The 24,812-nt window shown below is 63.8% G+C and carries 18 protein-coding genes and 1 pseudogene; 13 read left to right on the forward strand and 6 right to left on the reverse strand.

What is annotated here, in order from left to right; translation table 11 throughout:
- Nucleotides 1–52 precede the first annotated feature (52 nt).
- The gene (gene argA, locus PIN31009_RS17935) at nucleotides 53–1,402 is read right to left on the reverse strand and encodes an amino-acid N-acetyltransferase (protein WP_058379079.1); all 1,350 of its coding nucleotides are present in this window, start codon (nucleotides 1,400–1,402) and stop codon (nucleotides 53–55) included.
- 44 nt (nucleotides 1,403–1,446) lie between these two features.
- Between argA and hrpA the strand changes: the two genes are divergently transcribed.
- The 5 genes from hrpA to PIN31009_RS17960 all read left to right on the forward strand — a co-directional run bounded on the left by hrpA (nucleotide 1,447) and on the right by PIN31009_RS17960 (nucleotide 9,874).
- Nucleotides 1,447–5,553: an ATP-dependent RNA helicase HrpA gene (hrpA, locus tag PIN31009_RS17940; protein WP_150791173.1), complete on the forward strand. Its 4,107-nt coding sequence runs from the start codon at nucleotides 1,447–1,449 to the stop codon at nucleotides 5,551–5,553.
- 204 nt (nucleotides 5,554–5,757) lie between these two features.
- Nucleotides 5,758–6,768, forward strand: coding sequence for a YVTN family beta-propeller repeat protein (locus PIN31009_RS17945; RefSeq protein WP_150791174.1), 1,011 nt, complete (start codon nucleotides 5,758–5,760; stop codon nucleotides 6,766–6,768).
- A 63-nt stretch (nucleotides 6,769–6,831) separates the two neighbouring features.
- A complete protein-coding gene (locus PIN31009_RS17950; RefSeq protein WP_150791175.1) occupies nucleotides 6,832–7,872 on the forward strand; it encodes a sterol desaturase family protein in 1,041 nt (346 codons plus the stop codon).
- Nucleotides 7,869–8,798 (forward strand): EI24 domain-containing protein, encoded by a 930-nt coding sequence (locus PIN31009_RS17955; RefSeq protein ID WP_150686442.1) that lies wholly within the window; start codon nucleotides 7,869–7,871, stop codon nucleotides 8,796–8,798. The genes PIN31009_RS17950 and PIN31009_RS17955 overlap by 4 nt, the downstream gene beginning before the upstream one ends.
- A gap of 236 nt (nucleotides 8,799–9,034) precedes the next feature.
- The gene (locus tag PIN31009_RS17960; RefSeq protein WP_150791176.1) at nucleotides 9,035–9,874 is read left to right on the forward strand and encodes a competence/damage-inducible protein A; all 840 of its coding nucleotides are present in this window, start codon (nucleotides 9,035–9,037) and stop codon (nucleotides 9,872–9,874) included.
- Nucleotides 9,875–9,989: 115 nt separating this feature from the next.
- On the opposite strand, the gene PIN31009_RS17965 is transcribed toward PIN31009_RS17960, so the two are convergent.
- Nucleotides 9,990–11,006: a zinc-binding alcohol dehydrogenase family protein gene (locus PIN31009_RS17965; RefSeq protein ID WP_087688873.1), complete on the reverse strand. Its 1,017-nt coding sequence runs from the start codon at nucleotides 11,004–11,006 to the stop codon at nucleotides 9,990–9,992.
- 136 nt (nucleotides 11,007–11,142) lie between these two features.
- On the opposite strand from PIN31009_RS17965, the gene PIN31009_RS17970 reads away from it, so the two are divergent.
- Nucleotides 11,143–12,087 (forward strand): LysR family transcriptional regulator, encoded by a 945-nt coding sequence (locus PIN31009_RS17970; RefSeq protein WP_150791177.1) that lies wholly within the window; start codon nucleotides 11,143–11,145, stop codon nucleotides 12,085–12,087.
- 90 nt (nucleotides 12,088–12,177) lie between these two features.
- On the opposite strand, the gene PIN31009_RS17975 is transcribed toward PIN31009_RS17970, so the two are convergent.
- Nucleotides 12,178–12,612 carry a YybH family protein gene (locus PIN31009_RS17975; RefSeq protein WP_150686445.1) on the reverse strand — a complete coding sequence of 145 codons (435 nt, stop codon included), beginning with the start codon at nucleotides 12,610–12,612 and terminating at the stop codon, nucleotides 12,178–12,180.
- 244 nt (nucleotides 12,613–12,856) lie between these two features.
- On the reverse strand, nucleotides 12,857–13,591 hold the full coding sequence (gene fnr / locus PIN31009_RS17980; protein WP_150791178.1) for a fumarate/nitrate reduction transcriptional regulator Fnr: 735 nt from the start codon (nucleotides 13,589–13,591) through the stop codon (nucleotides 12,857–12,859).
- Nucleotides 13,592–14,072: 481 nt separating this feature from the next.
- Between fnr and scpB the strand changes: the two genes are divergently transcribed.
- Nucleotides 14,073–15,257, forward strand: a complete 1,185-nt coding sequence (scpB, locus tag PIN31009_RS17985; RefSeq protein WP_150791179.1) for an SMC-Scp complex subunit ScpB — start codon at nucleotides 14,073–14,075, stop codon at nucleotides 15,255–15,257.
- A 256-nt stretch (nucleotides 15,258–15,513) separates the two neighbouring features.
- Entirely contained in the window at nucleotides 15,514–17,331 is a 1,818-nt protein-coding gene (locus PIN31009_RS17990) for a pseudouridine synthase (protein ID WP_425495500.1), read from the forward strand.
- 89 nt (nucleotides 17,332–17,420) lie between these two features.
- Here the strand turns inward: PIN31009_RS17990 and PIN31009_RS17995 are convergent, their stop codons facing one another.
- Nucleotides 17,421–17,771: a hypothetical protein gene (locus tag PIN31009_RS17995; protein WP_150686449.1), complete on the reverse strand. Its 351-nt coding sequence runs from the start codon at nucleotides 17,769–17,771 to the stop codon at nucleotides 17,421–17,423.
- A 2-nt stretch (nucleotides 17,772–17,773) separates the two neighbouring features.
- On the opposite strand from PIN31009_RS17995, the gene rimP reads away from it, so the two are divergent.
- The 5 genes and pseudogenes from rimP to truB all read left to right on the forward strand — a co-directional run bounded on the left by rimP (nucleotide 17,774) and on the right by truB (nucleotide 24,458).
- Nucleotides 17,774–18,232: a ribosome maturation factor RimP gene (gene rimP, locus PIN31009_RS18000; RefSeq protein ID WP_058379070.1), complete on the forward strand. Its 459-nt coding sequence runs from the start codon at nucleotides 17,774–17,776 to the stop codon at nucleotides 18,230–18,232.
- On the forward strand, nucleotides 18,229–19,704 hold the full coding sequence (nusA, locus tag PIN31009_RS18005) for a transcription termination factor NusA (protein ID WP_058379069.1): 1,476 nt from the start codon (nucleotides 18,229–18,231) through the stop codon (nucleotides 19,702–19,704). The genes rimP and nusA overlap by 4 nt, the downstream gene beginning before the upstream one ends.
- An 80-nt stretch (nucleotides 19,705–19,784) precedes the next feature.
- Nucleotides 19,785–22,757, forward strand: coding sequence for a translation initiation factor IF-2 (gene infB / locus PIN31009_RS18010; RefSeq protein WP_150686450.1), 2,973 nt, complete (start codon nucleotides 19,785–19,787; stop codon nucleotides 22,755–22,757).
- A gap of 83 nt (nucleotides 22,758–22,840) precedes the next feature.
- Nucleotides 22,841–23,209, forward strand: a pseudogene (rbfA, locus tag PIN31009_RS18015) (30S ribosome-binding factor RbfA); the annotation flags it as partial.
- 259 nt (nucleotides 23,210–23,468) lie between these two features.
- A complete protein-coding gene (truB, locus tag PIN31009_RS18020) occupies nucleotides 23,469–24,458 on the forward strand; it encodes a tRNA pseudouridine(55) synthase TruB (RefSeq protein ID WP_150791181.1) in 990 nt (329 codons plus the stop codon).
- Nucleotides 24,459–24,577: 119 nt separating this feature from the next.
- On the opposite strand, the gene PIN31009_RS18025 is transcribed toward truB, so the two are convergent.
- Nucleotides 24,578–24,790 carry a cold-shock protein gene (locus PIN31009_RS18025; protein WP_150791182.1) on the reverse strand — a complete coding sequence of 71 codons (213 nt, stop codon included), beginning with the start codon at nucleotides 24,788–24,790 and terminating at the stop codon, nucleotides 24,578–24,580.
- Nucleotides 24,791–24,812: the final 22 nt, after the last annotated feature.

The following is a 24,812-nucleotide window of genomic DNA, read 5'->3' on the forward strand; positions in this document are numbered from 1 at the left end:
GTGCCGATGAAACATCGGTCTCAAGCTACGCGGCCCGTCCCCCGGTGTCGTGTTACAGCTTCTTGATCAGCACCAGCGACCGGCGCTGCCAGTTGTAAAGCCGGCGGCGGTCGGCGGGCAGGTCGTCGACGCCTGCCTTGACGAAGCCGCGCTTGAGAAACCAGTGCTCGGTGCGCGTGGTGAGCACGAACAGCCGCTCCAGCCCCCGCGCCCGCGCACGCTGCTCGATATGCTTGAGCAGCCGCTCGCCATCCCCCGAACCCTGCGCTTCCGGGTCCACGGTGAGGCAGGCCATCTCGCCGATGCGCTCGCTCGGGTACGGATACAACGCTGCGCAGCCGAACAGCCGCCCATCGTGCTCGATGACCGAGAAGTGGTCGATATCGCGCTCGAGCTGGTGACGCCCGCGACGCACCAGTGTGCCGTCGGACTCCAACGGCTCGATGAGCTGCAAGATGCCGCCGACGTCGTCGACCGTCGCTTCACGCAGGCTTTCCAAGTTCTCGTAAGAGATCATGGTGCCCACGCCATCGTGCGAGAACAGTTCGAGCAGCATGCTGCCATCGAGCGCGAACGGCACGATGTGCGCGCGTCCCACGCCCGCGCGGCAAGCGCGTGTGGCGTATTTCAGATAAAACGCCGAGTCGCGGTCGAGCGCGCCCTGCGACTGCATGCGCTGAGCGTCTTCGAGCGTCAGCTCGCGCTGCAACTCGTTGTATTCGTTGAGAATGCCGGGCGTCTCGGTGATGAAGATCAGCTTGTCCGCACGCAGCGCGATGGCCGCCGAGGACGCCACGTCTTCCATCGTCAGATTGAACGACTGACCCGTCGGCGAGAAGCCGAGCGGCGAGAGCAGCACGATCTTGCCGTTGGCGAGCGACAGGCGAATCGATTCGGCATCGACCTTGCGCACCACGCCGGTGTGCTGGAAATCCACGCCGTCGACAATGCCCACCGGGCGCGCCGTGACGAAGTTGCCCGACACCACGCTGATGCGCGCGTTGCCCATCGGGGTGTTCGGCAAGCCCTGACTGATCGACGCCTCGATGTCCAGACGCAATTCACCGGCCGCTTCCTTGACCGCTTCGAGGGCGGCCGCGTCGGTGATACGGAGCTGCTGGGCAAAGTGCGATTCGATATGTCGCAGGCGCATCTGCTCTTCGACCTGGGGTCGCGAGCCGTGCACCAGCACGATATGCATGCCCATGGCGCACAGCAGCGCGACGTCCTGAATCAGGGTGTCGAGCCCGCCGGCCGCAACAAGTTCGCCACCAAAGGCGACCACGAAGGTCTTGTCACGAAATGCATGGATGTAGGGGGCGACCGAGCGCAGCCAATCCACAAACTGGGCTTGGTGGGCGGTCTCTTCGTCTTGTAGGGCGGGATCGGGTTCGGTCAGCATGGGTGTACGTGCGCAAACATCCGCAGATTATATAATGCGCGCCCATGGCAAGTGATGAACGAAATCGACAATCTAAGCCCCCGAAGCCGACAGTGCCGGCTGCGGGACCTAAACGCGGACGTGAGAATGCCGGCGAACGCCGCATGACGGCCGCCCAACGGGCCGAGCGCGAGGCTGAGCGGCTGGCCGCGAAGCAAGCCGCCGCCAACCGAATTCCCGAGATCCAGTTTCCCGAAGCGCTGCCGGTGTCCGGCCGCCGCGAGGAGATTGCCCGCGCCATCGCCGGCCATCAGGTCGTAATCGTGAGCGGCGAAACCGGCTCGGGCAAGACCACTCAGCTTCCCAAGATCTGTCTCGCGCTCGGTCGCGGGCTGGGCGCGGGCGGCACGGGCCTGATCGGCCACACGCAGCCGCGCCGTATCGCGGCTTCGGCCACGGCACGCCGTATCGCCGACGAATTGAATACGCCGCTCGGCGAAATCGTCGGCTTCAAGGTGCGCTTCAACGACACGCTTTCGAATGGCGCGTCGGTCAAATTGATGACCGACGGCATTCTGCTGGCCGAGACGCAGACCGACCCGCTGTTGCGTGCGTACGACACCATCATCATCGACGAGGCGCACGAGCGCAGTCTGAACATCGACTTCCTGCTCGGCTACCTCAAGCAACTGCTGCCGCGCCGGCCCGACCTGAAGGTGATCATCACCTCGGCCACGATCGACGCCGACCGCTTCGCCCGTCACTTCGGCACGATGGACGGCGAAACGCTGCGCCCCGCGCCGGTGATCGAAGTCAGCGGCCGCCTGTACCCCGTGGAAGTGCGCTATCGCCCGATTCAGGACGACGCCCGCATTGCCAACGCGGAAGGGCGCGAGGGCAGCCGCGCCAGCGCGCGCGACCGTGATCGCGATTTGATGGACGGCATCGTCGATGCCGTGGACGAACTGTGCCGCGAAGGCTCGGGCGACGTGCTGGTGTTTCTGCCCGGCGAGCGCGAAATTCGCGAAGGCGCCGAGGCGCTGCGCAAGCACCATCCGCCGCACACGGAGATTCTGCCGTTGTTCGCCCGGCTTTCGGCCACGGATCAGGAGCGCGTGTTCAAGGCATCGAACGCGCGGCGCATCGTGCTCGCCACCAACGTGGCGGAAACCTCGCTGACTGTGCCCGGCATTCGTTACGTGGTGGACGCGGGCACGGCGCGCGTGAAGCGCTATTCGTACCGCAACAAGGTCGAGCAGCTTCAGATCGAATCGATCTCGCAGGCGGCGGCGAACCAGCGCGCCGGGCGTTGCGGCCGGGTGGCCGATGGCGTGTGCATCCGCTTGTACGACGAAGCGGACTTCCAGTCGCGCGTGCGCTTCACCGACCCGGAAATTCTCCGCTCGTCGCTCGCCGCCGTCATTTTGCGCATGCAGTCGCTGCGTCTGGCGAAGGTCGAGGACTTTCCGTTCATCGAGCCGCCGCCGGGCCGCGCGATTGCCGACGGTTACCAGTTGCTGAACGAACTGGGCGCCGTGGACGACACCAATCAGCTCACGCCGCTCGGGCGCGAGCTGGCGCGTTTGCCGCTGGACCCCCGCGTCGGACGCATGATTCTCGCCGCGCGCGATCAGCAGTCGCTGCGCGAAGTGCTCATCATCGCCGCCGGGCTGGCGGTGCAAGATCCGCGCGATCGACCCATCGAGGCGCAGGACGCCGCCGATAACGCCCATCGCAAGTTCGCCGACGAGAAGTCTGAATTCCTCTCGTGGATCAAGATGTGGCGCTGGTTCGAGGAGGCGATTGCGCACAAGAAGTCGAACCGCTTGCTCGGACAGGCGTGCCGCGAGAACTTCCTCTCGCAGTTGCGCCTGCGCGAATGGCGCGACGTGCACAGCCAGTTGCTGACGGTGGTGCGCGAGCAGGGCTGGCGCCTCAACGAGTCGGAAGCGACGTACGAACAGGTGCACCTCGCCTTGCTCGCCGGTCTGCTCGGCAACATCGGCTGCAAGGCCGACGACGATCCGCATTTCCTCGGCGCCCACGGCATCAAGTTCCATATCTGGCCGGGGTCGTCGCTGGTCAAGAAGGCAGGCCGCTGGGTGATGGCCGGTGAACTGGTCGAGACGAGCCGCCTGTATGCGCGCTGCATTGCCCGCATCGAGCCGGAATGGATCGAGCGCGTGGGCAAGCATCTGGTGAAGACCTCGCTGTCCGATGCGCACTGGGAAAAGAAGGCCGCGCAGGTTACCGCCTACGAGCGTGGCACGCTGTACGGCCTGACGATCTACGCGCGCCGCCGGATGAATTTCGGCCCGCGCGACCCGCGTCGTGCCCGCGAAATTTTCCTGCGCAGCGCGCTGGTAGAAGGCGAATGGGAAACCAAACTGCCGTTCTACGCGCACAACCGCAAGCTGATCGCCGACATCGAACAGTTGGAACACAAGTCGCGCCGGCAGGACGTGCTGGTCGACGACGAGCTGATTTACGCGTTTTACGACGCACAGGTGCCGGAGGATCTCTACGACGGCACGAGCTTCGAACACTGGTATCGCGAGACGGCCAAGGGCACGCCGAAGCTGCTGTATTTGGTGCGCGACGATCTGATGCGCCACGAAGCGGCCGGTGTGACGACCGATCTGTTCCCGAAGAAGACGGCCATCGCGGGGATCGAGATGGTGCTCACGTACCACTTCGAACCGGGTTCGCCGCGCGATGGCGTCACGCTCGCCGTGCCGCTTTTCGCGCTCAATCAGGTCGATGCGCGCCGCTGCGAGTGGCTGGTGCCGGGCATGCTCAAGGAAAAAGCGCACTTGCTGATGAAGTCGTTGCCGCAGAAGTTGCGGCGTCACTTCGTGCCGCTGCCGGAGTACGCAGCGGGTTTTGTCGACCGCGCGAAGTTCGGGCAGGGCGCCTTGCTCGACGCGCTGATGGCCGATGCGCGCGAGCAGACCGGTGTCATGCTCAGCCCCAGCGACTTCAAACTGGAGATGCTGCCCGCACACTTGACGATGAACTTCAAGATCGTCGACGAGCACGGGCGCCAGCTCGGCATGGGCCGTAACCTCGCGCAATTGCGCGCAGAGCTCGGTCAGCAGGCGCAACGCACGTTCCAAGAGCTGGCGGCGAAGAGTGGCACGACGCCCACGGGGGCGCTCGCGAGCGGCCCGGGCAGCGATGGTGGCGGCCGTCAGTCTGCCAAGCAGGTCGGCAAGGGCGACATGACCGGCGCGGCGGCGGTTGCTGGGGGTGCAAAGGGCGCCGCTTCGCGCGGTGCGGGCGGGCAACAAGGCGCGTCTGCGGCGGCGGTGGAGCCGGGCCGTTACGACAACCTCACGACGTGGAGCTTCGGCGAACTGCCCGAAATGCTCGAAATCCGGCGTGGCGGGCAGACGTTGTTCGGCTACCCGGCACTCGTCGATCGTGGCGATCACTGCGATCTGGAAGTGTTCGACGACCCGGATGAAGCCCAGCGGCAGCACCGCGCCGGGCTGCGGCGTCTGTTCGCCATTCAGTTGCGCGAACAGGTGAAATTCCTCGAGAAGAACATCCCCGGCTTGCAACAGATGGCGATGCAGTACATGAATCTGGGCACGCAGGAGGAGTTGCGCGATCAGATCGTGGATCTGGCGCTTGAGCGTGCCTGTCTGCAATTGCCGTGGCCGAGCGATAACACCTCGTTCGTCGCGCGCAAGGACGAAGGGCGCGGCCGGCTCACGCTGCTCGCGCAGGAGATTGCGCGGCTGGCGGGGCAGATTCTCGCGGAATACGCGGCCTTGCAGAAGAAGCTGGCACAGGCCAAACCGTTTGCGCAGGCCTACGCCGACCTCACGGCGCAGTTGCAGCGGCTGATCGGCAAGCGGTTCCTGATCGACACGCCGTACGCGCAACTCGCCCATTACCCGCGTTATCTGAAGGCAATGGCGGCGCGTATCGACAAGCTCAAGGCAGACCCGGCCCGCGACGCACGTGCCATGAGCGAACTGGGCCCGCTGCTGCAAAACTGGCAACGGGCGACGTCGCAGCGCCGCGACCACGGCGATGTGCGTCTGGAGGAGTTCCGCTGGCTGCTCGAAGAGTTGCGGGTGTCGCTCTTCGCGCAAGAGCTGCGCACACCGATGCCGGTGTCGGTCAAGCGTCTGCACAAGGTCTGGGAGGCGTTGCAGCGCTGAACGCCCGCGCCGGTTTGCGCTACGTCAGGAACTGTCGAGATACTGTTTCGTCTGATCAAAAAAGCGCCGGTGAGGCGCGCGCTTAGGCAATTTCCCAGCCTACAATAGCGAAACTTTTTCGCGACGCTGCGGTGGCCAGACGATGGCCCCGCAGCGACCTCGCAGAGATTCTTCAGTGACTCTTTTTTCCCGAGAGATTTCGCAATGCGTAAATTCCTGATCGCCGCCAGTCTGGCTGCTTCCTTCGGCCTGACGGCGCTTGCCGGGCCGGTGGCCGTGGCCGCACCGGCCGCACCCGCAGCGGTGCCGGACGGCGTGGTGGTGGTGCTCAATTCCGGCGACGCCAGCGTCAGCCTGATCGACAAGACCAGCCAGAAGGTCATCCAGACGTTCCCGGTCGGCAAGGAACCGCATCACCTGATGGCGACGCCCGACAACCAGTCGCTCATCGTGGCGAACTCGGTGGGCAACAACCTCGTGTTCCTCGACCCGAAGACGGGCCAGATTCAGCGCAAGATCGAGAACATCGAAGATCCGTATCAGATCGGTTTTTCGCCGGATAAGAAGTGGTTTGTCGCCAACGGTCTGCGTCTGGATCGCGTGGACGTCTACAAGTTCGACGGCAAGAATCTGACGGTGGCCTCGCGCATTCCGCTCAAGAAGATGCCAAGCCATCTGGTCTTCACGCAAGACAGCAAGCTCGTGTTTATCTCGCTGCAAGAGTCGAATGAAGTGGCGGCCATCGATCTCGCCAGTCAGAAAGTGATCTGGAAGATGAAGGTCGGCGACAGCCCGGCAGGGGTGTGGCTCACGCCCGGCGACAAATATTTGCTGGTGGGCATGACCGGTGCCGATTACGCCGCCGTGGTCGACTGGCGCAACCAGAAGATCGTGAAGACGATTCCGACGGGCAAGGGCGCGCACAACTTCCGTTCGCTGGCCGACGGCAAGCACGTGCTGATTTCGAACCGTGTGTCGAGCACGATCAGCATCATCGATCAGGACGCGCTCACCAATGTGGGCAACATCACTGGCCTGCTGCCGGGGCCCGACGACATGGAACTCTCGGCCGACCGCAAGACGCTGTGGGTGACGTTCCGCTGGGCGCGCAAGGTCGGCATCATCGACCTCGCGTCGCGCAAGCTGATCAACACCATTCCGGTCGGGCGTTCCCCGCACGGGATCTACTTCTACGACCGCGCGCCGGTGCTGTAACATCGGGGCATTGCCGCAACGGCTTCTCTGACCGGGCGTCCCCGCGACGCCCGGCCCCGCTCCATGTTCGAAACGCTGGTCGACGGTTTCTACGCCGCCTTCTCGGCGGCGCAGACCGAGATCTATACCCGCATCGTGCAGCCCGCGCTGTTCGCCACCGGGCTGATGTCGTTCGCCGACGATGCTTACGATGCCGTGCAGTTCTTCCTGATCGGCGTACTCCAGATCGTGCTCATGCTGGTGCTGCTGCGCCCGCTCGAATCCATTGCGCCCGCTGAAGCGTGGCGCGAACGGCGCGCGGTGCGCGTAGACGTGCTCTACACGCTCGTGCACCGGCTCGGCCTGTTCAATCTGGTGTTCTTCTTCGCGTTCCGCCCGCTGTTCGACGCCTTGCAGTCTTGGCTGCGGCTGATGGGCTTCGTCAATCTGAATCTGGAGGACGTCTGGCCGGGCGTGACGGATCACGCGCTGGCGAGCTTTCTGATCTATCTCTTGATTCTCGATTTTGCCGGCTACTGGTATCACCGTTGGAGCCACACGTTTCGCTGGTGGTGGGCGCTGCACGCGGTGCATCACAGCCAGCGGCAGATGTCGCTCTGGACGGATAACCGCAACCACCTGCTCGACGATCTGATCAAGGCCGCGTTTTTTGCGGCCATCGCGATTCTGATCGGCGTGAGCCCGGTGCAGTTCGTGCTGCTCGTGGCCGTGTCGGAATGGCTGCAAAGCCTGCAACACGCGAATACGCGGCTGCGCTTCGGCTGGCTGGGGGAACGGCTGCTCGTGAGCCCGACGTTCCATCGCCGCCATCACGCCATTGGCGCGGGGCACGAAGGGCGTCATCGCGGTTGCAATTTCGGCGTGCTGTTCCCTTGGTGGGACATGGCGTTTCGCACCGCCGATTTTTCCGCCGCCGCCGTGGCCACCGGCATTCGCGATCAACTGCCGCCGCCGGTTGGCCGCTCGGCCGACTATGGCGACGGGTTCTGGGCTCAGCAGTGGCTCGGCCTCAAACGCATGGCCAGAAGTCTGCGACCCGCTCACCGGAATGGCAGCGACGGCCGTCCACCCGCTTCTCGTACTGACCGCACCGAATCTGCATGAACGATATTCTTCGCGCGCTTGGCCGCGCGCTCGTGAGCCTGCTGCACCCACGCATGTTGTGGCTCACGGCGATGCCCTTTTTTGTTTCCGGCCTGATCTGGGGGGCTGTTATCTGGTTTGGCTGGGAGCCGTTCACCGACTTTCTGCGGCTCTGGCTCGAGCAGTGGCAGTTCACGCAGTGGATCTACCGGTTCTTCGGCTACTTCGGCGTGGACAGCGTGCGCATGGCGCTCGCCCCGTTCATTCTCGTCGCGCTGCTCGTGCCGCTAATTGTCGTCACCGCGTTGCTGCTCATCGCCGGCTGGTCGATGCCGGCCGTGTTGCGGCATTTGTCGCGTCGGCACTTCATTCATCTGGAAGCGCGCAAAGGCGGCTCGTTCTGGGGCAGTCTCGGGCAATCGCTGGGTGCGACGGTCATTTTCCTGATCGCGGCGCTGGTGACATTGCCGCTGTGGCTCGTGCCGCCGTTCTTCGCGATCGTGCCGCCGCTGCTGTGGGGCTGGCTGACGTACCGGGTCATGACTTACGACGCGCTGGCCTTTCACGCGAGCGCGGAAGAGCGCAAGCGCATCGTGCGCGAGCGGCGCCTGCCGCTGCTGGTGATCGGGGTGGCGACCGGGCTGCTGGGTTCGTTGCCCACGCTGTTGTGGGTGTCGTCGGTCATCATGATCGTGCTGTTCCCGGTCATCGCGTTGCTCGCGATCTGGCTGTACGTGGTGATCTTCGTATTCTCGGCGCTGTGGTTCGCGCATTACTGCCTGCGCGCACTCTCGCGCTTGCGCATCGAAGAGGCCGCGCATCACGAACCGACGCTTCACGGCACCGTGCTGCCGGCCGCCACGACGCTGTCGCACGAAAGTGGCGATGCGACGGGCGCAGCGCCTTCGGGCACGCCGCCTTTGCTGCCGCCGCCCGAAGGGCGTTGAAGGGGCGCTCAAGGGACGCTAAAAGGACGTTAAAGGGGCGTTGGGCGGGCGCCGCCCGTGAGCAAGTGCTGTAACGATTTGCTGCGAAAGTGGCACAATCGTTGATCTGCGGACGTCCAGCGGGCCGGGCGGCCGCGGTCCGGATTCAAGACCCTCCCCCAAGCGCCGGCGGCGCGGTGCATCGGGCAACAACGAGCATTGCGAGCGCGTCGGCAAGACAACACAAAGGAAGCATCATGGCGGTCGGCATCATCATCATCGGCGACGAAATCCTCTCCGGTCGTCGCCACGACAAGCACCTGCCCAAGATCATCGAGTTGCTCGCCGAGCGCGGCATGCAACTGGGCTGGGCCGAGTATGTGGGCGACGATCCCGAGCGCATCACGGCCACGCTGCGCCGCACGCTCGCGACCGACGACGTCGTGTTCGTGACCGGCGGCATCGGCGCCACCCCCGACGACCACACGCGTCAGTGCGCCGCGGCGGCGCTCAACGTGCCGCTGGCCCTCACGCCGGAGGCCGAGGCGCTCATCATGGAGCGCATTGCCGACACGAGCGGCGACGGCCGAGCCGACATGACGAACCCCGACAACCGTCATCGTCTGAAGATGGGCGAGTTTCCGGTCGGCGCGCGCATCCTGCCCAATCCGTACAACAAGATTCCCGGTTTCTCGGTCGAACAGCATCATTTCATGCCGGGTTTCCCGGTGATGGCGTGGCCGATGATGGCGTGGGTGCTCGACACGTATTACACGCAGTTGCACCATCTGACGCGACACGCCGAGCGATCGGTGCTGGTGTTCGGACTGGCGGAATCGACGCTGACACCGCTGATGGAAGCCATCGAAGCCGAATACGACGGGATCAAGGTCTTCAGCCTGCCGAGCGTGGGCGATGCGGAGCGCGGCGCGATCTATGCGCGACGCCACATCGATCTCGGGGTGAAAGGCGACCCGGCACTGGTGGGCGCTGCCTTTGAGCGGCTGGTCGCCGGCGTGAACGCGCTGGGCGGCGAGATCATCCATCCGGCCGAAGCGGTGGCGTTGCCGGAAGGGACGGTGCCGACGACGAAGTGAGTCGGACGGCGCGGGCGGAGGGCGGGTGGTACTCCGCCGTTCGCTGAAGCAGGATGCAAAAAAGGCGTCTGCGCAATCGTGCGCAAACGCCTTTCTTTTTTATCGGATACCGGGCTTAAAACCCTGCCAGCACCAGCTTGCCGATGGTACGTCCGCCTTCCAACTGCGCATGAGCGCGGCGCAGGTTCACGGCGTTGATCGGGCCCAGCACCTCACCGACGGTCGTGCGTAACGTGCCTGCATCGACCAGTCGCGCCACTTCGGTCAGCAGCTTGTGCTGCGCAATCATGTCGGGCGTTTCGAACATGGCCCGCGTGAACATGAATTCCCACACGAACGTGGCGCTCTTGCTCTTGAGCAGACCGACTTCCAGCGGCGCCGAATTTTCCACGATCGAGCAGATCTTGCCCTGCGGCGCGACCGCTTCGGCCAAGGCCGGGAAGTGCCGGTCGGTGTCGTTCAGGCACAGGACGAAATCCACATGACGCAAGCCGAGCGCTTGCAGTTGCGACGGGATGTCCTGATAGTGGTCGATCACGTTTTGGGCGCCCAATTGACGGCACCAGTCGGCGGACTCGGGTCGCGAGGCAGTCGCCACGATGTTCAACCGGGCAAGACGCCGTGCCAGTTGGATGGCGATCGAGCCGACACCCCCGGCACCGCCCACGATCAGAATCGATTTGCCTTCGTCGCTGCCGTCCGGTGCGATGCCGAGGCGGTCGAACAGGCCTTCCCATGCGGTGATGGTGGTCAGCGGCAGTGCGGCGGCGTTTGCGAAATCGAGCGACGCCGGCATGTGGCCGACGATGCGCTCATCCACCAAGTGAAACTCACTGTTCGCACCGGGGCGCGTGATGCTGCCCGCGTAGTACACGGGGTCGCCAACCTTGAACAGCGTGACGTCCGGGCCAACGGCGGCCACGGTGCCCGCGGCGTCCCAGCCGAGCACGCGCGGCGCATCTTCCACCCGGTCTTTCGGGGCGCGCACTTTCGTGTCGACCGGGTTCACGGAAATTGCCTCGACCTTGACCAGCAAGTCGCGGCCCGCCGGGGTCGGCGTGGGCAGTTCGACGTCTTCGAGCGACTTGGGGTCGTCGATGGGCAGGTAACGGGTCAGTCCGACAGCTTTCATCTGTTTTCTCCTTGAAAGGGCAAGGCGCTTCGCCCAGAGGCTCACTAGCGCCGACCATGATGACGAGAGATTACGACTGGTCGATTACTTTGATAATCCGCATAATGCAGAAAAGATTTTTTTGAAAAGGCGATAAATGTCGTTGGACCTCGAGACAGTTGCGTTGTTCGTGCGGGTGGCGGCGCTGGGCAATGTGTCCGCGGCGGGGCGCGAGCGTGGTTTATCGCCTGCTGCGGCCAGTACGCGGCTCACTCAACTCGAAGCGGTGCTCGGTGCGCGGTTGTTTCATCGTACGACGCGCCGGGTGGCCCTCACGCAGGAAGGCGATATTTTTCTCGTGCAGGCGCAGGCGTTGCTGATGGCCGAAGCGCAGGCGCTGGCGTCGGTCGGGCAGGGGCTTGCGGCGCCGCAGGGACGCCTGCGGGTCTCGTGTTCGTCGTCGTTCGGGCGGCAGCACGTTTCGCCCGCGCTACCGGCGTTTCTGGCGCAGTACCCGGGCATTTCGCTGGATTTTCGCTTGACCGACCGGGTGGTCGATCTGATCGAGGAAGGGGTGGATCTGGCGATTCGCGTGGGGGCATTGCGAGATTCGACATTGATTGCCCGCAAGCTCGCACCCAACCGGCGTGTGTTGTGCGCGTCGCCGGCCTACCTTGCTGCCCGTGGCGCACCGAAACATCCGGGCGATCTGGCCGGGCACGACTGCCTGACACTGGGCGATCAGCGTGACTGGCGGTTCATGACCTCTGGCGGTGCACTCAGCGTGCGGGTGACGGGGCGGCTGTCGTCGGATAACGGCGAAGTGCTGCGTGACGCCGTGGTCGCTGGGCTTGGCATTGCGCCCAAGTCGACGTGGGATATCGGGGCGTACTTGCGGCGCGGCGAACTGGTGCCGGTGCTGCCGGCGTATCCGCTGGCCGACGAAGTCGCGATCTGGGCGGTGTACCCGAGCCGCGCCTTTGTACCGCCGAAAACCCATGCGTTGATCGACTTTCTTCAGGCCCGTTTCGGCCCAACGCCGTACTGGGATGTGCAAGACGACACGCAGGAAAGCCCTGCCAGTACCGGCACAACCGTATGAGCTTTCAGGAGCAGGGGCGCGACGGTCGCCGGCGAGACGCTGGTGATGCCCGCTGAGTGACCTAATGCAGCCGACCCGATGCAGCCGAAGTCAGTGCAGGCGATGCGAGTGAGACGCCGGTGAGCGGGTATCTTCGTGCCCGATGGCGGGGCTCGCGTGGTGAAGCGCGAGGCGCCAGCCGTCGGCTTCCTTGAGATACACGTTGGTGGCCAGCACGAACGCGTAGCGCGCTTCGGGATGCGTTTCCACCAGAATCTGTTCCAGCACGTTATGCACGGCGCACAGCGGGTTGTGAGCGACCTGAAGGTGGCTGACGGCCAGTTGCAGGCCGCCCTTGGACAGAATCTGGCGCCAGCTTGTGCGCACGGCCGCCGGACCGACATGGCGCGGGCCGGCCGGATGAATGCAGACGATCTCCTCGTCTTCCGACCACACGTTCATCAGGACATCGACGTCACCGGCACGGAGCGCTTCGTAATAAGCGTGCTCGGCGTCTTCCGGACTCAGAAAAATGGCTGCGGGCATAACGGCGGCCTCCGACGGAGTGATGCGCCGGACCGCAGGTGGCGGGCGGCGAACGCGCCGATTATGGAGGGTTTGCCTGAGCTTGTCGAACGCCTGTATCAGCGGCGTCCGGCCGCCGTCGCCGAATCGCGTGCGTCGTGATCGACGTCACGCGAATCTTGGCGACTCGTGGCGACTCTTGATCTGGCGCAAGGCGGGCGAGCCAGCCGGCCGGTAGCTTATCGGTTATGCACGCAAGCCTGACTTAACAGGCGGAGGGAGCGCCTGCCAGGGTGCGCAGGGCGGCGCCGTCGATGATTTTGACGTGGCGCTGGCGGATTTCGATCATGCCGTTCTGGGCAAAGCGGGAGAACAAGCGGCTCACGGTCTCGAGCTTGAGGCCGAGGAAGCTGCCGATTTCCTCGCGGCTCATGCGCAGCACGAATTCGTTGGCAGCGTAGCCGCGTGCGGCCAGACGCTCCGACAAGTTGAGCAGAAACACGGCCAGACGCTCTTCGGCGCGCATGGTGCCGAGCGCGAGCAACTGCTGGTGTTCGTTGCGGATTTCCTGACTCATCAGGCGGTGCATCTGACGTTGCAGCGAAGGCACCTGACGCGAGAGCGTCTCCAGTTCGCCGAAGCGGGCAATGCAAAGCTCGCTGTCTTCGAGAGCGACGGCGGTGCTCGGGTGATGGCTGTCGGCGATGGCGTCAAGGCCGATGAGTTCGCCTTGCAGGTGGAAGCCGACGACCTGCTCGCGCCCGTCCGGTGCCGTGACACAGCTCTTGAGCGAGCCGAAACGGATGCCGTAGACGGCGTTGAGCGAATCGTTGGCGTGATAGAGCACTTCGCCTTTTTTGAGGCGGCGGCGCTCGCTCACGAGTGCATCCAGCCGTTCCAGTTCAGGTGCCGGAATGCCGACGGGCAGACAGAACTGCCCCAGCGAGCACGTGGAACAACGGGGCTGAGCGACTGGAATGCGTCCGATCTCGGTGGTCATGAATGCCCTTAAAGTTATTTCAGAAGTTTACCATGGTGCGTCTACCCGCCGATTCAAACGACGGGGTGGCCTGTCGGAGTCGACAGGGGCGCAGAACGGGCGTTTGAGGGGTTATGTCGGTGCGCGCGGTGTGCGAATGCGACAAGACGCCGCAGGCTGGCGAATGGCGGCCGGCGGGGCGATGGCGGCATTCTCCCGGCCGGTAAGGGCGGGCGCGGGACGCCGACATATCGACGACGCTTTACGGGCGACAGGGTTTCAGTAATAATTGCGCACATACCGGACGTCCGTCTCGCCGCACTATCGGCCTGGGCGTTTTCCCGGCAGGTCGTTTCGAAGCATCCAGGTCGCGCCGCCGTCACTACGACCGAACACAAAAGGGCGCGCGCTTATGCGAAGCGGTTACGACCGTTTCTCGTGTTCCAAGCATCCATTTATTCCTGATACCGGGTCGCCAAGCCCCCGGTCTGCTTAGTCGCACATGAATACCCAAGAGGCGAAACTCGTCCTCGAGACCGCGTTGATTTGCGCGCAAGAGCCGCTGAAAGTCGGCGATCTGCGTAAGCTTTTCAATGACACCGTGTCTGGCGATACGGTGCGCGCGCTACTCGAGGAAATCCGCGTGCAATGGGATGGCCGAGGTGTGGAATTGGTGGCTCTGGCCACCGGCTGGCGTTTCCAGAGCCGTCCGCGCATGCGTGAATATCTCGACCGCCTCAATCCGGAAAAGCCGCCGAAGTACTCGCGGGCTGTGATGGAGACGCTGGCGATCATTGCATACCGTCAACCGGTGACGCGTGGCGATATTGAAGAAATTCGCGGCGTGACGGTCAATACACAGATCATCAAGCAGCTTGAAGATCGTGGCTGGATCGAAGTGATCGGCCATCGCGACGTGCCGGGACGCCCCGGTCTGTACGCGACAACCAAGGATTTCCTGGACGATCTCGGCTTGCGGGCACTCGACGCTCTGCCGCCGCTGGAAGACCCGGCCGCGCAGGCGCAAATCGATTTGCTCGCGCAACAGAACATCGAATTCGGCGAACGTGCCGAAGGCGAAGACAGCAACAACGAGGCGACCTCGGACGATGCGCCGGTCGCCGACGCCGAAGCGCTGGCCCGGTTGGCCGAAGCGCGTGCCGACGATCTGCCGCTCGCCCAAGGCGTGCCGGAAGATCAGCGGCCGGTGTCGGAGGCGGCGCAGGCACTCACCGACGACGCACTGCTCGACGCCGTCATTGCCGAGGGCGACGACGGTGTTTTGCCGGTATCGACGGAACTCGCGGGCGTTGAGCACGTCAGTGAGCAGAGCAATGTGCACGTCGTTGGGCACGTCGTTGGGCACGTCGATGGGCACGTCGATGAGTCGGTCGATGCGCTGGACAGCGATCCGGTCGATGCCGAACAAATCGCCGCTGTTGAGCAGAACGAGGAATATTCCGAAGACTCGGAACCTGCGGCACCGGTCGACAACGATCCGCCGCAAGATATGCAGCACGTGACGACGCAGGCGGCCGATCCCGCCGCGCCGGCAACGCAAGATGTGGCCCCGCACGCTGCCGACACGGCGGCGAACGAAGCCGCATCCGGGCAGCCCTTGCCCGGAGCGGACGAGGACGACGACGAAAACGGCGGGGACGACAAGAATCTCGTCACCGGTACCTGAGGCTCCGGCGCATCGCGCCGGGTTCGCACAGGGCCGTTAGCGACAAAAACGAAGCCGCGGCATTGGTTTGCCGCGCATTCATGGTGCGAACACGGATCAGGGCAGCGATAGTTGCCTGCCCGCCACGATCCCGTTTTCCAATGAGGTTGTGTTGAAACAAAACGAAGAATCCCAGGACCTGCACGCACGCGATGCCGGTGCCGAAGCACGCGCGCCGGAAGGCGAGGGCGGCGATGATAAGGCGTCGCGCCGCGGTTTGCGCCGTGGTCCGCGTAGTCTGATCGCCCGCCGTCGTGCGGCCCAGCAAGCCAAGCGAGAAGGCGATGAAGGTGGCCCGGGCGAAGCCGACTCGGCCGACGCCCCGCATGGCGACGCGCCGCAAGCGCAAGAAGCGGCCGCCGATGGCGCCGCGTCTGCCGCTCAAGGCCGCGGCCGCAGTGGCAACGGCACCAGCACTCGCAAGCCGCGCGCCAAGCGCGATAGCACGGGCCAAGGGTCGCAAGGTACGCCCGCTGGTAACGCTGCCAATGGCGGCAATGCGGGCGCTGCCGGTAACGGCGGCAGTGCCGGTGCTGGCGCAGGTGCAGGCAAACCTCAAGGCGCAAGCAAGGGCCGCGGCCGCAAGGCGACCGGCGGTGCCGGTGCCGGCCCCCGTGGCGGAAAAGCTGGCGACGACGACCTGTTCGCATTCGTGACGTCGGGCGGTTTCGATAGCGAAGAAGCCGAAGGCGACGCCAAGCGTGGCGGTGCCCGCAAGTCGGCCGATCGCCGCGTGCTGTCGCCGGACGACGAAGCCCCCAAGCTGCACAAGGTGCTCGCCGAAGCGGGTATGGGCTCGCGCCGCGAGATGGAAGAATTGATTCTTGCCGGCCGCGTGTCGGTCAATGCCGAGCCGGCACACATCGGCCAGCGCATTCTGCCGACCGATCAGGTCCGTATCAACGGCAAGCTCGTCAAGCGCCGGATCACCAGCAAGCCCCCGCGCGTGCTGCTGTATCACAAGCCGTCGGGCGAGATCGTCAGCCATGCCGATCCGGAAGGCCGTGCGTCGGTGTTCGACCGTCTGCCGCCGATGAAGACCGCGAAGTGGCTGGCCGTGGGCCGTCTCGACTTCAATACGGAAGGTCTGCTGATCCTGACGACGTCGGGCGATCTGGCCAACCGTTTCATGCATCCGCGTTATGGCATCGAGCGTGAATACGCCGTGCGTACCGTCGGTCAATTGAGCGAGTCGTCGCGTCAGCAATTGCTGCGTGGCATCGAACTCGACGACGGTAAGGCCAACTTCCTGCGCTTGCAGGATGGCGGCGGCGAAGGCTCGAATCACTGGTATCACGTGGCGCTGACCGAAGGGCGTAACCGCGAAGTGCGTCGTATGTTCGACGCGGCGGGGCTGATGGTGAGCCGTCTTATCCGTACGCGTTACGGCCCGCTCACGCTGCCGCGCGGTCTCAAGCGTGGCCGTTACGAAGAGTTGGACGACGCTCAAGTGCGCTCGCTCTTCGCTGCCGTCGGCATGAAGGTGCCGGGTGCCAGCGAAGCCGAAAAGGGTGGCAAGGGTACGCGTGGTGGGGCAGGTGCACCGAAAGAGCCGCGTCGTCAGCCGGACCCGATGCAGACCGCGCTTGGCGTGTTCACGCGCGAGCAGGGCTATGGTCAGGCACGTCGTCCGCGTGCCAATCCGCTCACCACATTTGTGGGTCCGAGCGGTGGTTTCCCGGCGCCGGCAGCGTCGCCGCGCGGTGAAGGCCGCCGCTTTGGTGGTGGCAATTCGTCGGGTGGCGGTTTCGGCGGTCAGTCGCGCGGCGGCAATTCCGCTGGCGGCGGTGGTTTCGGTGGCCAGTCGCGCGGCGGAAATTCTGCGGGCGGCGGTGGTTTTGGCGGTCAATCGCGCAGCGGCAATTCTGCGGGTGGTGGCGGTTTCGGCGGCCAATCCCGTGGCGGTAGCGGCGGCGGTCGTGGCGGTAATGCCAACGGCAATCGCAGCGGCGGCGGCAATCGTGCCGGCGGCGGTGGCGGCCAGGGCAACACGGGCGGCAACCGGGGCAATCGCGGCGGCAACCGCTCGCGCTGATGCCGCAAGGCGGGCCCGGTACGGTGGCTTGGATGCGCAGCATTCGCGACACCCCGGGCGCCCGTCTGATGCCATGGACAGCGGCCGACTTATTGCATTGCAGCGGCGTTGTGCAGAAGCCCGTCCCACGGGCATTTGCCATGCCAAGCGTTGCAAAATGGCCAAAAACCATATAAAATCAGTGAATAAGCTGGTTGGCGTGCCGGACTTTCTGTTGCGGCGCGCACCTCATGCGCAATGAGGATGTAAGAAATGGGCGTTTCGCCCATTTTTTTTTGCCGCGAGCGTTTTGCGCGGCCGATACCGCCGCGTTGGGGAGTGGGTGTGTCGACACAGGCACGCCGGCCCGGACGGTCGAGGCAGGTATCGTGCGGCGTCCCATGCGGGGCGCGCAGATATAGTCGGGCGCTGATGCGCACGAGTTTTTCTAGGGTGAGCAAAGTTGCAATTGCCAGAACTGATCGAGACCACGGTCGAAGGCCTGGGTTACGAGCTGGTCGATCTTGAACGCGCCGGCGGCGGTTTGCTGCGCGTTTATATCGACAAGCCTGAGGGCATCGGCATCGATGACTGCGAGACGGTAAGCCGTCAGCTCTCGCACGTGCTGATGGTCGAGAACGTCAACTATGACCGACTCGAAGTGTCGTCACCGGGGCTGGATCGTCCGCTGCGAAAGCTGCGCGACTTCGAGCGTTTTGCCGGTGTTGAAGTGAGTCTCACGTTGCGTGTGCCGCTGGACGGCCGCAAGCAGTTCCGCGGCATCTTGCAGGCGCCGCAAGGCGAAAATCTGAGCCTCGAGTTCGAAGGCAAGGGCGGCCCGGCGCTGCTCGAATTTACCCTCGCGGATATTGACCGTGCGCGCCTAGTGCCGCAGATTGATTTTAGGAGTCGCAAACGATGAGTCGCGAAGTATTGCTGTTGGTCGATGCGCTCGCGCGCGAAAAGAACGTCGACAAGGATGTCGTGTTCGGCGCGCTGGAAGCAGCATTGGCTTCGGCCACCAAGAAGCGCTACACCGAAGACGTCGACATTCGCGTGCACATCGACCGTGAGTCGGGCGAGCACGAGAGCTTCCGTCGCTGGTTGGTCGTGCCCGACGAGGCCGGCCTGCAAGAGCCGGACAAGCAGATTCTGTTGTTTGAAGCCAAGGAAGACAACGACGCGATCGAACTCGGCGAATTCGTCGAGGAGCCGGTTGAGTCGGTCGAATTCGGCCGCATTGGCGCGCAAGCCGCCAAGCAAGTGATTCTGCAACGCATTCGCGATGCCGAGCGCGAGCAGATCCTGTCGGACTTCCTCGAGCGCGGCGAAAAGATCATGACCGGTACGGTCAAGCGTCTCGACAAGGGCAACCTGATTGTCGAGTCGGGCCGTGTCGAAGCGCTGCTGCGTCGCGACCAACTGATTCCGAAAGAAAACCTCCGTATCGGTGACCGCGTCCGCGCGTACATCGTGAAGGTCGATCGTACGGCCCGTGGCCCGCAGATCGAACTCTCGCGCACCGCACCGGAGTTCCTGATCGAGTTGTTCGGCATGGAAGTGCCGGAAATCGAGCAGGGCCTGCTCGAGATCAAGTCCGCCGCCCGTGACCCGGGTGTGCGCGCCAAGATCGCCGTGGTGGCCTACGACAAGCGTATCGATCCGATCGGCACGTGCGTGGGTATTCGCGGTACGCGTGTGCAGGCCGTGCGTAACGAACTGGGCGGTGAGAACGTCGATATCGTGCTGTGGTCGGAAGACCCGGCGCAATTCGTGATCGGTGCCCTGGCGCCGGCGGCGGTGCAGTCGATCGTCGTTGACGAAGAGAAGCACAGCATGGACGTCGTCGTCGACGAGAACGAGCTGGCCGTGGCGATTGGCCGCAGCGGTCAGAACGTGCGTCTCGCGTCGGAACTGACCGGCTGGCAGATCAACATCATGACGCCGGACGAATCGGCCGAGAAGCAGAACGAAGAGCGCGGTACGTTGCGCACGTTGTTCATGCAGCGTCTGGATGTGGACGAGGAAGTGGCGGACATCCTGATCGAGGAAGGTTTCTCGAGTCTGGAAGAGATCGCCTACGTGCCGCTCAACGAAATGCTCGAAATCGAGGCTTTCGATGAAGACACGGTGCATGAGTTGCGCAACCGTGCGCGCGACGCACTGCTGACGCAGGCGATTGCCACCGAGGAGAAGGTTGAGGGCGTTGCGCTCGACCTGAAGAGCCTCGACGGCATGACGCCCGAGTTGCTGGCCAAACTGGCCGAGCATGAAATTCAGACGCGCGATGATCTGGCCGAGCTGGCCGTCGACGAACTGACCGAAATGACCGGTGTCGACGAGGAAGCTGCGAAGGCTTTGATCATGAAAGCGCGAGAGCACTGGTTCCAATGATGACCTGCCCCGGCATGCATATGGAACAGTGAACTTTGAAGTTAACCGCAAGGCGCGTGGCCTTGCTTGAAGAGGTTTGAATGGCGAGCATCAACGTAGCCCAATTTGCTGAAGAACTGAAAATGCCGGCCGGCGTGTTGCTGGAGCAACTCAAAGCCGCCGGTGTGGACAAACTCAGCGCCGACGATTCGGTAACGGAAGCCGACAAGGCCCGTTTGCTGGAACACCTGCGCCGATCGCACGGCGCTGGCGACGGCGACAAAAAGAAGATCACTCTGACGCGTCGCCAGACCTCGGAAATCAAGCAAGCCGACTCGACCGGAAAGGCGCGCACGATTCAAGTCGAAGTCCGCAAGAAGCGGACGTTCGTCAAGCGCGACGATGTGGCTGAGGGCGCTGAAAACGCGGCAGTTTCGGCCGAAGACGAAGCGCTGCGCCAACGTGAGGAAGATGCACGCCGTGAGGCGGAGCGTCTTGCTGCCGAGGCTGCGGAGCTGAAGCTTCGTCAGGAACAACTCGAACGCGAAGAGGCCGAGCGCCGCGAGCGTGAAGAGAAGGAAGCGGCTGAGCGTCGTGCCCGTGAAGAAGCGGAGCGCGCTGCGGCGGCGGCCAAGGCTGCGGCTGAGCAGAAGGCCAAGGCGGAAGCGAAAGCCGAAGCCAAGGTCGATGCCGAAGCCGATCAGGCCGCTCAGGCCGAGACGGAAAAGGCTGAGCAGGCCAAGCAAGCGGCTGCTCAGGAAGCTGACAAGGCAGCGGCCGCGAAGGCGGACGCCGAGCGCGAGCAGGCCCGCAAGGCCAGCGAAGAAGCGCGTGCAGCCGCCGAGAAGGCCAGTGCTGCGGCCGACAAGGCGCGTGCCGAAGAAGAAGCGATTCGCAAGCGTCGCGCTGCGGCGGAAGCCGAAGCGCGTGCCATTCGCGAAATGCTGAACGCACCGCGTCGCGTGCTGAAGGCGCCGGAACCGGCACCTGCTGCACCGGCAGCGGCGCCGGTCGCCGCCAAGACGGAAGCCAAGGGCACGTTGCACAAGCCGGCCAAGCCGGAAGGTTCGACGTCGGCCAAGCCGGCAGACAAGAAGCCGGCGACCACGGCGGCACCGTCGACGACGACTGCGGACAAGAAGGACAAGAAGCCGGGTCAATGGCAGAAGGACGCCGATAACCGCAACAAGCGTGGCGGCATGAAGACCCGTGGCGACACGAGCGGCGGTTCGGACGGATGGCGTGGCGGTGGCCGTGGCGGCCGTCGTGGCGATCGTCATGCGCAGGACAACCAGTTCCAGGCGCCGAGCGAGCCGATCGTACGTGACGTGCACGTGCCGGAAACCATCACGGTGGGCGATCTGGCTCACAAGATGTCGGTGAAGGCCTCGGAAGTCATCAAGTTGATGATGAAGATGGGTCAGATGGTGACCATCAACCAGGTGCTGGATCAGGAAACGGCAATGATCGTGGTCGAAGAACTCGGCCACCGTGCAATTGCCGCGAAGATGGACGATCCGGAAACGCTGCTGTCGCTGGGCAATGACGCACCGGAAGGCGAAGCCTTGCCGCGTCCGCCGGTGGTGACGGTGATGGGTCACGTCGACCACGGTAAGACCTCGCTGCTGGACTACATCCGTCGCGCCAAGGTGGCGTCGGGCGAAGCCGGTGGTATTACGCAGCACATCGGTGCGTATCACGTTGAAACGCCGCGCGGTACGGTGACGTTCCTCGACACGCCGGGTCACGAGGCCTTTACGGCCATGCGTGCCCGTGGTGCTCAGGCAACGGACATCGTGATTCTGGTGGTGGCGGCCGACGACGGCGTGATGCCGCAGACGAAGGAAGCGATCGCTCACGCGAAGTCGGCCGGCGTGCCGATCGTGGTGGCGATCAACAAGATCGACAAGCCGGAAGCCAACGCCGACCGCGTGAAGCAGGAACTCGTGGCCGAGGGCGTGGTGCCGGAAGAGTACGGTGGCGATTCGCCGTTCGTGCCGGTGTCGGCGAAGACCGGTACGGGTATCGACGATCTGCTCGAGAACGTGCTGCTGCAAGCCGAAGTGCTGGAACTGAAGGCACCGGAAGCCGCCCCGGCCAAGGGTATCGTGATCGAAGCCAAGCTCGACAAGGGTAAGGGTCCGGTGGCGACGATTCTGGTGCAGTCGGGCACGCTTAAGCGTGGCGACATGGTGCTGGCGGGTCAGGCTTATGGCCGCGTGCGTGCCATGCTCGACGAAACGGGCAAGAGCGCGAAGGAAGCCGGTCCGTCGATCCCTGTGGAAATTCAGGGTCTGTCGGAAGTGCCGGGTGCCGGTGAAGAAGTGCTGGTCGTGCAAGACGAGCGCAAGGCACGTGAAATCGCCTTGTTCCGTCAGGGCAAGTTCCGCGACGTGAAGCTGGCCAAGCAGCAAGCCGCGAAGCTCGAGAACCTGTTCGAGCAGATGGCCGACGGCGAAGTCAAGACGCTGCCCCTCATCATCAAGGCAGACGTGCAGGGTTCGCAGGAAGCACTGGCGCAGTCGCTCAACAAGCTCTCGACGCCGGAAGTGCGTGTGCAGATCGTGCACGCTGCGGTGGGTGGCATCAGCGAAAGCGACGTCAACCTGGCAACGGCTTCGAAGGCGGTCATCATCGGCTTCAACACGCGTGCCGATGCACTGGCGCGCAAGCTGGCCGAGTCGAACGGTATCGACATCCGCTACTACAACATCATCTATGACGCTGTGGATGAAGTGAAGGCGGCCATGTCGGGCATGCTGGCACCGGAGAAGAAGGAAGAAATCACCGGTCTCGTCGAAGTTCGCCAGACGTTCCGCGTACCGAAGGTCGGTACGGTTGCCGGTTGTATGGTGCTCGACGGCTTCGTCAAGCGCTCGTCGAATGTCCGCGTGCTGCGCGACAACGTCGTGGTCTTCACGGGCGAGCTGGATTCGCTCAAGCGCTTCAAGGACGACGTCAAGGAAGTCAAGACGGGCTTCGAGTGCGGTTTGTCGGTGAAGAACTTCAACGACATCCAGGAAGGCGACCAACTGGAAGCGTTCGAAATCACTGAGGTTGCGCGTTCGCTGTAAGGCGCGGCGTTCAACGGATGTGGAATGGCCCACCAGGCCGGGTAACCGGTGGGGTGGGCCATTGCATTACTAGCGAGTGAGTCATGGCAAAGAAACGTAATATTCCGGGCGGCCGCAATCTGCGCATCAATGATCAGATCCAGCGCGACCTGTCCGAGCTGATCCAGCGTGAAGTGAAAGACCCGCGTATTGGTCTGGTGACGCTGCAAAGCGTGGAAGTCACGCCGGATTACGCGCACGCGAAGGTGTACTACACCACGCTGACGGGTGACCCCAAGCAGACGGGCGAAGCGCTCAACGAAGCCGCTGGTTTTCTGCGTAACATGTTGTTCAAGCGTTTGCACATTCACACGGTGCCGACGTTGCATTTCCACTTCGACCAGTCGATCGAACGTGCGATCGAAATGTCGCGCCTCATCGACACGGCCAACGCCACGCGGGCGAAGGAAGAAGAGGAAGGCGGCGCCGACGGCGAAGAAGAACAAGACACGAACGACGTTGATAGCGACGTTGATAGCGACGGAAGTAACGAAGGTCAGGACGAAGGTAAGGGCGACGGCCGCAAGTAAGCGGTGGTCTCCGTGGTCCCGGGTTCGACCGACTGAGCCCGCCGGGCTGCCGAAAGGCCGGTCCGGCGGCGCACGAAAGCCTGCTGGCGCATGACGCGCGGCGTGGCTGATTCTCCACGAATATCTCAAGCACTCCCGCATCATGACGGACCCGCGTTCGCAGGCACCCCGCCAAAAACTTCCCCGATTCGCCCTCGATGGCGTGTTGCTATTGGACAAGCCGTTGGGTCTGTCGTCGAACGACGCGCTCATCAAGGCCAAGCGCTTGCTGCAAGCGTTGAAAGCCGGGCATACCGGCACGCTCGACCCGTTGGCCACCGGCTTGCTGCCGCTGTGTTTTGGCGAAGCGACCAAGTTCTCGCAGGATTTGCTCGAAGCGGACAAGACGTATGAAGCCCGTGTCCGTCTGGGCGAGACCACCACGACGGGGGATGCTGAAGGCGAAGTGCTGCAAACCCGCGACGTGACCGTCGATGAAGCGGCCATTCGCGCCGTATTGCCGCAGTTCACTGGGCCGATTTCGCAAGTGCCGCCGATGTATTCCGCGCTCAAGCGTGATGGCAAGCCGCTGTACGAATACGCACGCGCCGGTCAGACGCTGGAGCGCGAGGCACGCCAGATCACGATTCATTCGCTCGAATTGCTGGATTGCTCGCTGCCCGGCGCCCCGGAGTTCACTTTCCGTGTGACATGCAGCAAGGGCACATACGTGCGTACGCTCGCGGAAGACATCGGGGAAGCGCTGGGTTGCGGGGCTCACCTGCGAGCACTGCGTCGGACGGCGGTGGGCCCGTTGACGCTTGACGGCGCGGTGACGCTTGAAGACCTCAACGCCATCGACCAACCACAGCGTGTGGAAAAACTCGCGCCGGTGGATGCGTTGCTCAAGACGCTGCCGACGGTATGGCTCGACGACACGCTTGCCAAGCGCTTCGGCCATGGTCAACGACTGCGGCTCGACGAGACGCGCTGCCCTCAGGCGCTGCGTGCCTGTGCCTCGACGCACGAGGAGGGTATCGAAGTGAAGGTCTATGCAGAGGCCGCCGATGACGTCGCCGCCCGCCTGCTCGGCGTCGCCCGCCTTGACAGCGAGGCACTGCTTACACCGCAGCGGTTGCTCAAGACGCAGTAATTCGATCGCAGGGGACTCGCGACCCATCTCCACGCCGTACGCAGTCGCTGGAGACGAGTAGCGAAACCCCTCGATAGGGCACCCCTAGTGGCTCCTTGTCGCGGTGACCTTGCCGCGCCTCACTCGGTATCCGTGACCTTCACGTTCTCCGCCGTCGGCCCTTTGGCCCCTTGCGCCACGTCATATTCGACAAGCATCCCGTCCACGAGCGTTTGACCCGCCACGTTGGTGAGTTTTGACGAGTGGACGAAAACAGCCTCGCTGCCGTCATCCGGTGTGATGAAGCCGAAACCTCTGTCGCTGTTAAAAAATTTGACTTTACCTCGTGCCATTTCCCGCTCCTTGAAAGGACGT

This window comes from Pandoraea iniqua, assembly GCF_902459685.1.
Taxonomy (GTDB): domain Bacteria; phylum Pseudomonadota; class Gammaproteobacteria; order Burkholderiales; family Burkholderiaceae; genus Pandoraea; species Pandoraea iniqua.

Coding starts and splice junctions, on each gene's coding strand:
- argA (WP_058379079.1), bottom strand. CDS start 1,402: ATGCTGACCGAACCCGATCCCGCCCTACAAGACGAAGAGACCGCCCAC.
- hrpA (WP_150791173.1), top strand. CDS start 1,447: ATGGCAAGTGATGAACGAAATCGACAATCTAAGCCCCCGAAGCCGACA.
- PIN31009_RS17945 (WP_150791174.1), top strand. CDS start 5,758: ATGCGTAAATTCCTGATCGCCGCCAGTCTGGCTGCTTCCTTCGGCCTG.
- PIN31009_RS17950 (WP_150791175.1), top strand. CDS start 6,832: ATGTTCGAAACGCTGGTCGACGGTTTCTACGCCGCCTTCTCGGCGGCG.
- PIN31009_RS17955 (WP_150686442.1), top strand. CDS start 7,869: ATGAACGATATTCTTCGCGCGCTTGGCCGCGCGCTCGTGAGCCTGCTG.
- PIN31009_RS17960 (WP_150791176.1), top strand. CDS start 9,035: ATGGCGGTCGGCATCATCATCATCGGCGACGAAATCCTCTCCGGTCGT.
- PIN31009_RS17965 (WP_087688873.1), bottom strand. CDS start 11,006: ATGAAAGCTGTCGGACTGACCCGTTACCTGCCCATCGACGACCCCAAG.
- PIN31009_RS17970 (WP_150791177.1), top strand. CDS start 11,143: ATGTCGTTGGACCTCGAGACAGTTGCGTTGTTCGTGCGGGTGGCGGCG.
- PIN31009_RS17975 (WP_150686445.1), bottom strand. CDS start 12,612: ATGCCCGCAGCCATTTTTCTGAGTCCGGAAGACGCCGAGCACGCTTAT.
- fnr (WP_150791178.1), bottom strand. CDS start 13,591: ATGACCACCGAGATCGGACGCATTCCAGTCGCTCAGCCCCGTTGTTCC.
- scpB (WP_150791179.1), top strand. CDS start 14,073: ATGAATACCCAAGAGGCGAAACTCGTCCTCGAGACCGCGTTGATTTGC.
- nusA (WP_058379069.1), top strand. CDS start 18,229: ATGAGTCGCGAAGTATTGCTGTTGGTCGATGCGCTCGCGCGCGAAAAG.
- infB (WP_150686450.1), top strand. CDS start 19,785: ATGGCGAGCATCAACGTAGCCCAATTTGCTGAAGAACTGAAAATGCCG.
- truB (WP_150791181.1), top strand. CDS start 23,469: ATGACGGACCCGCGTTCGCAGGCACCCCGCCAAAAACTTCCCCGATTC.
- PIN31009_RS18025 (WP_150791182.1), bottom strand. CDS start 24,790: ATGGCACGAGGTAAAGTCAAATTTTTTAACAGCGACAGAGGTTTCGGC.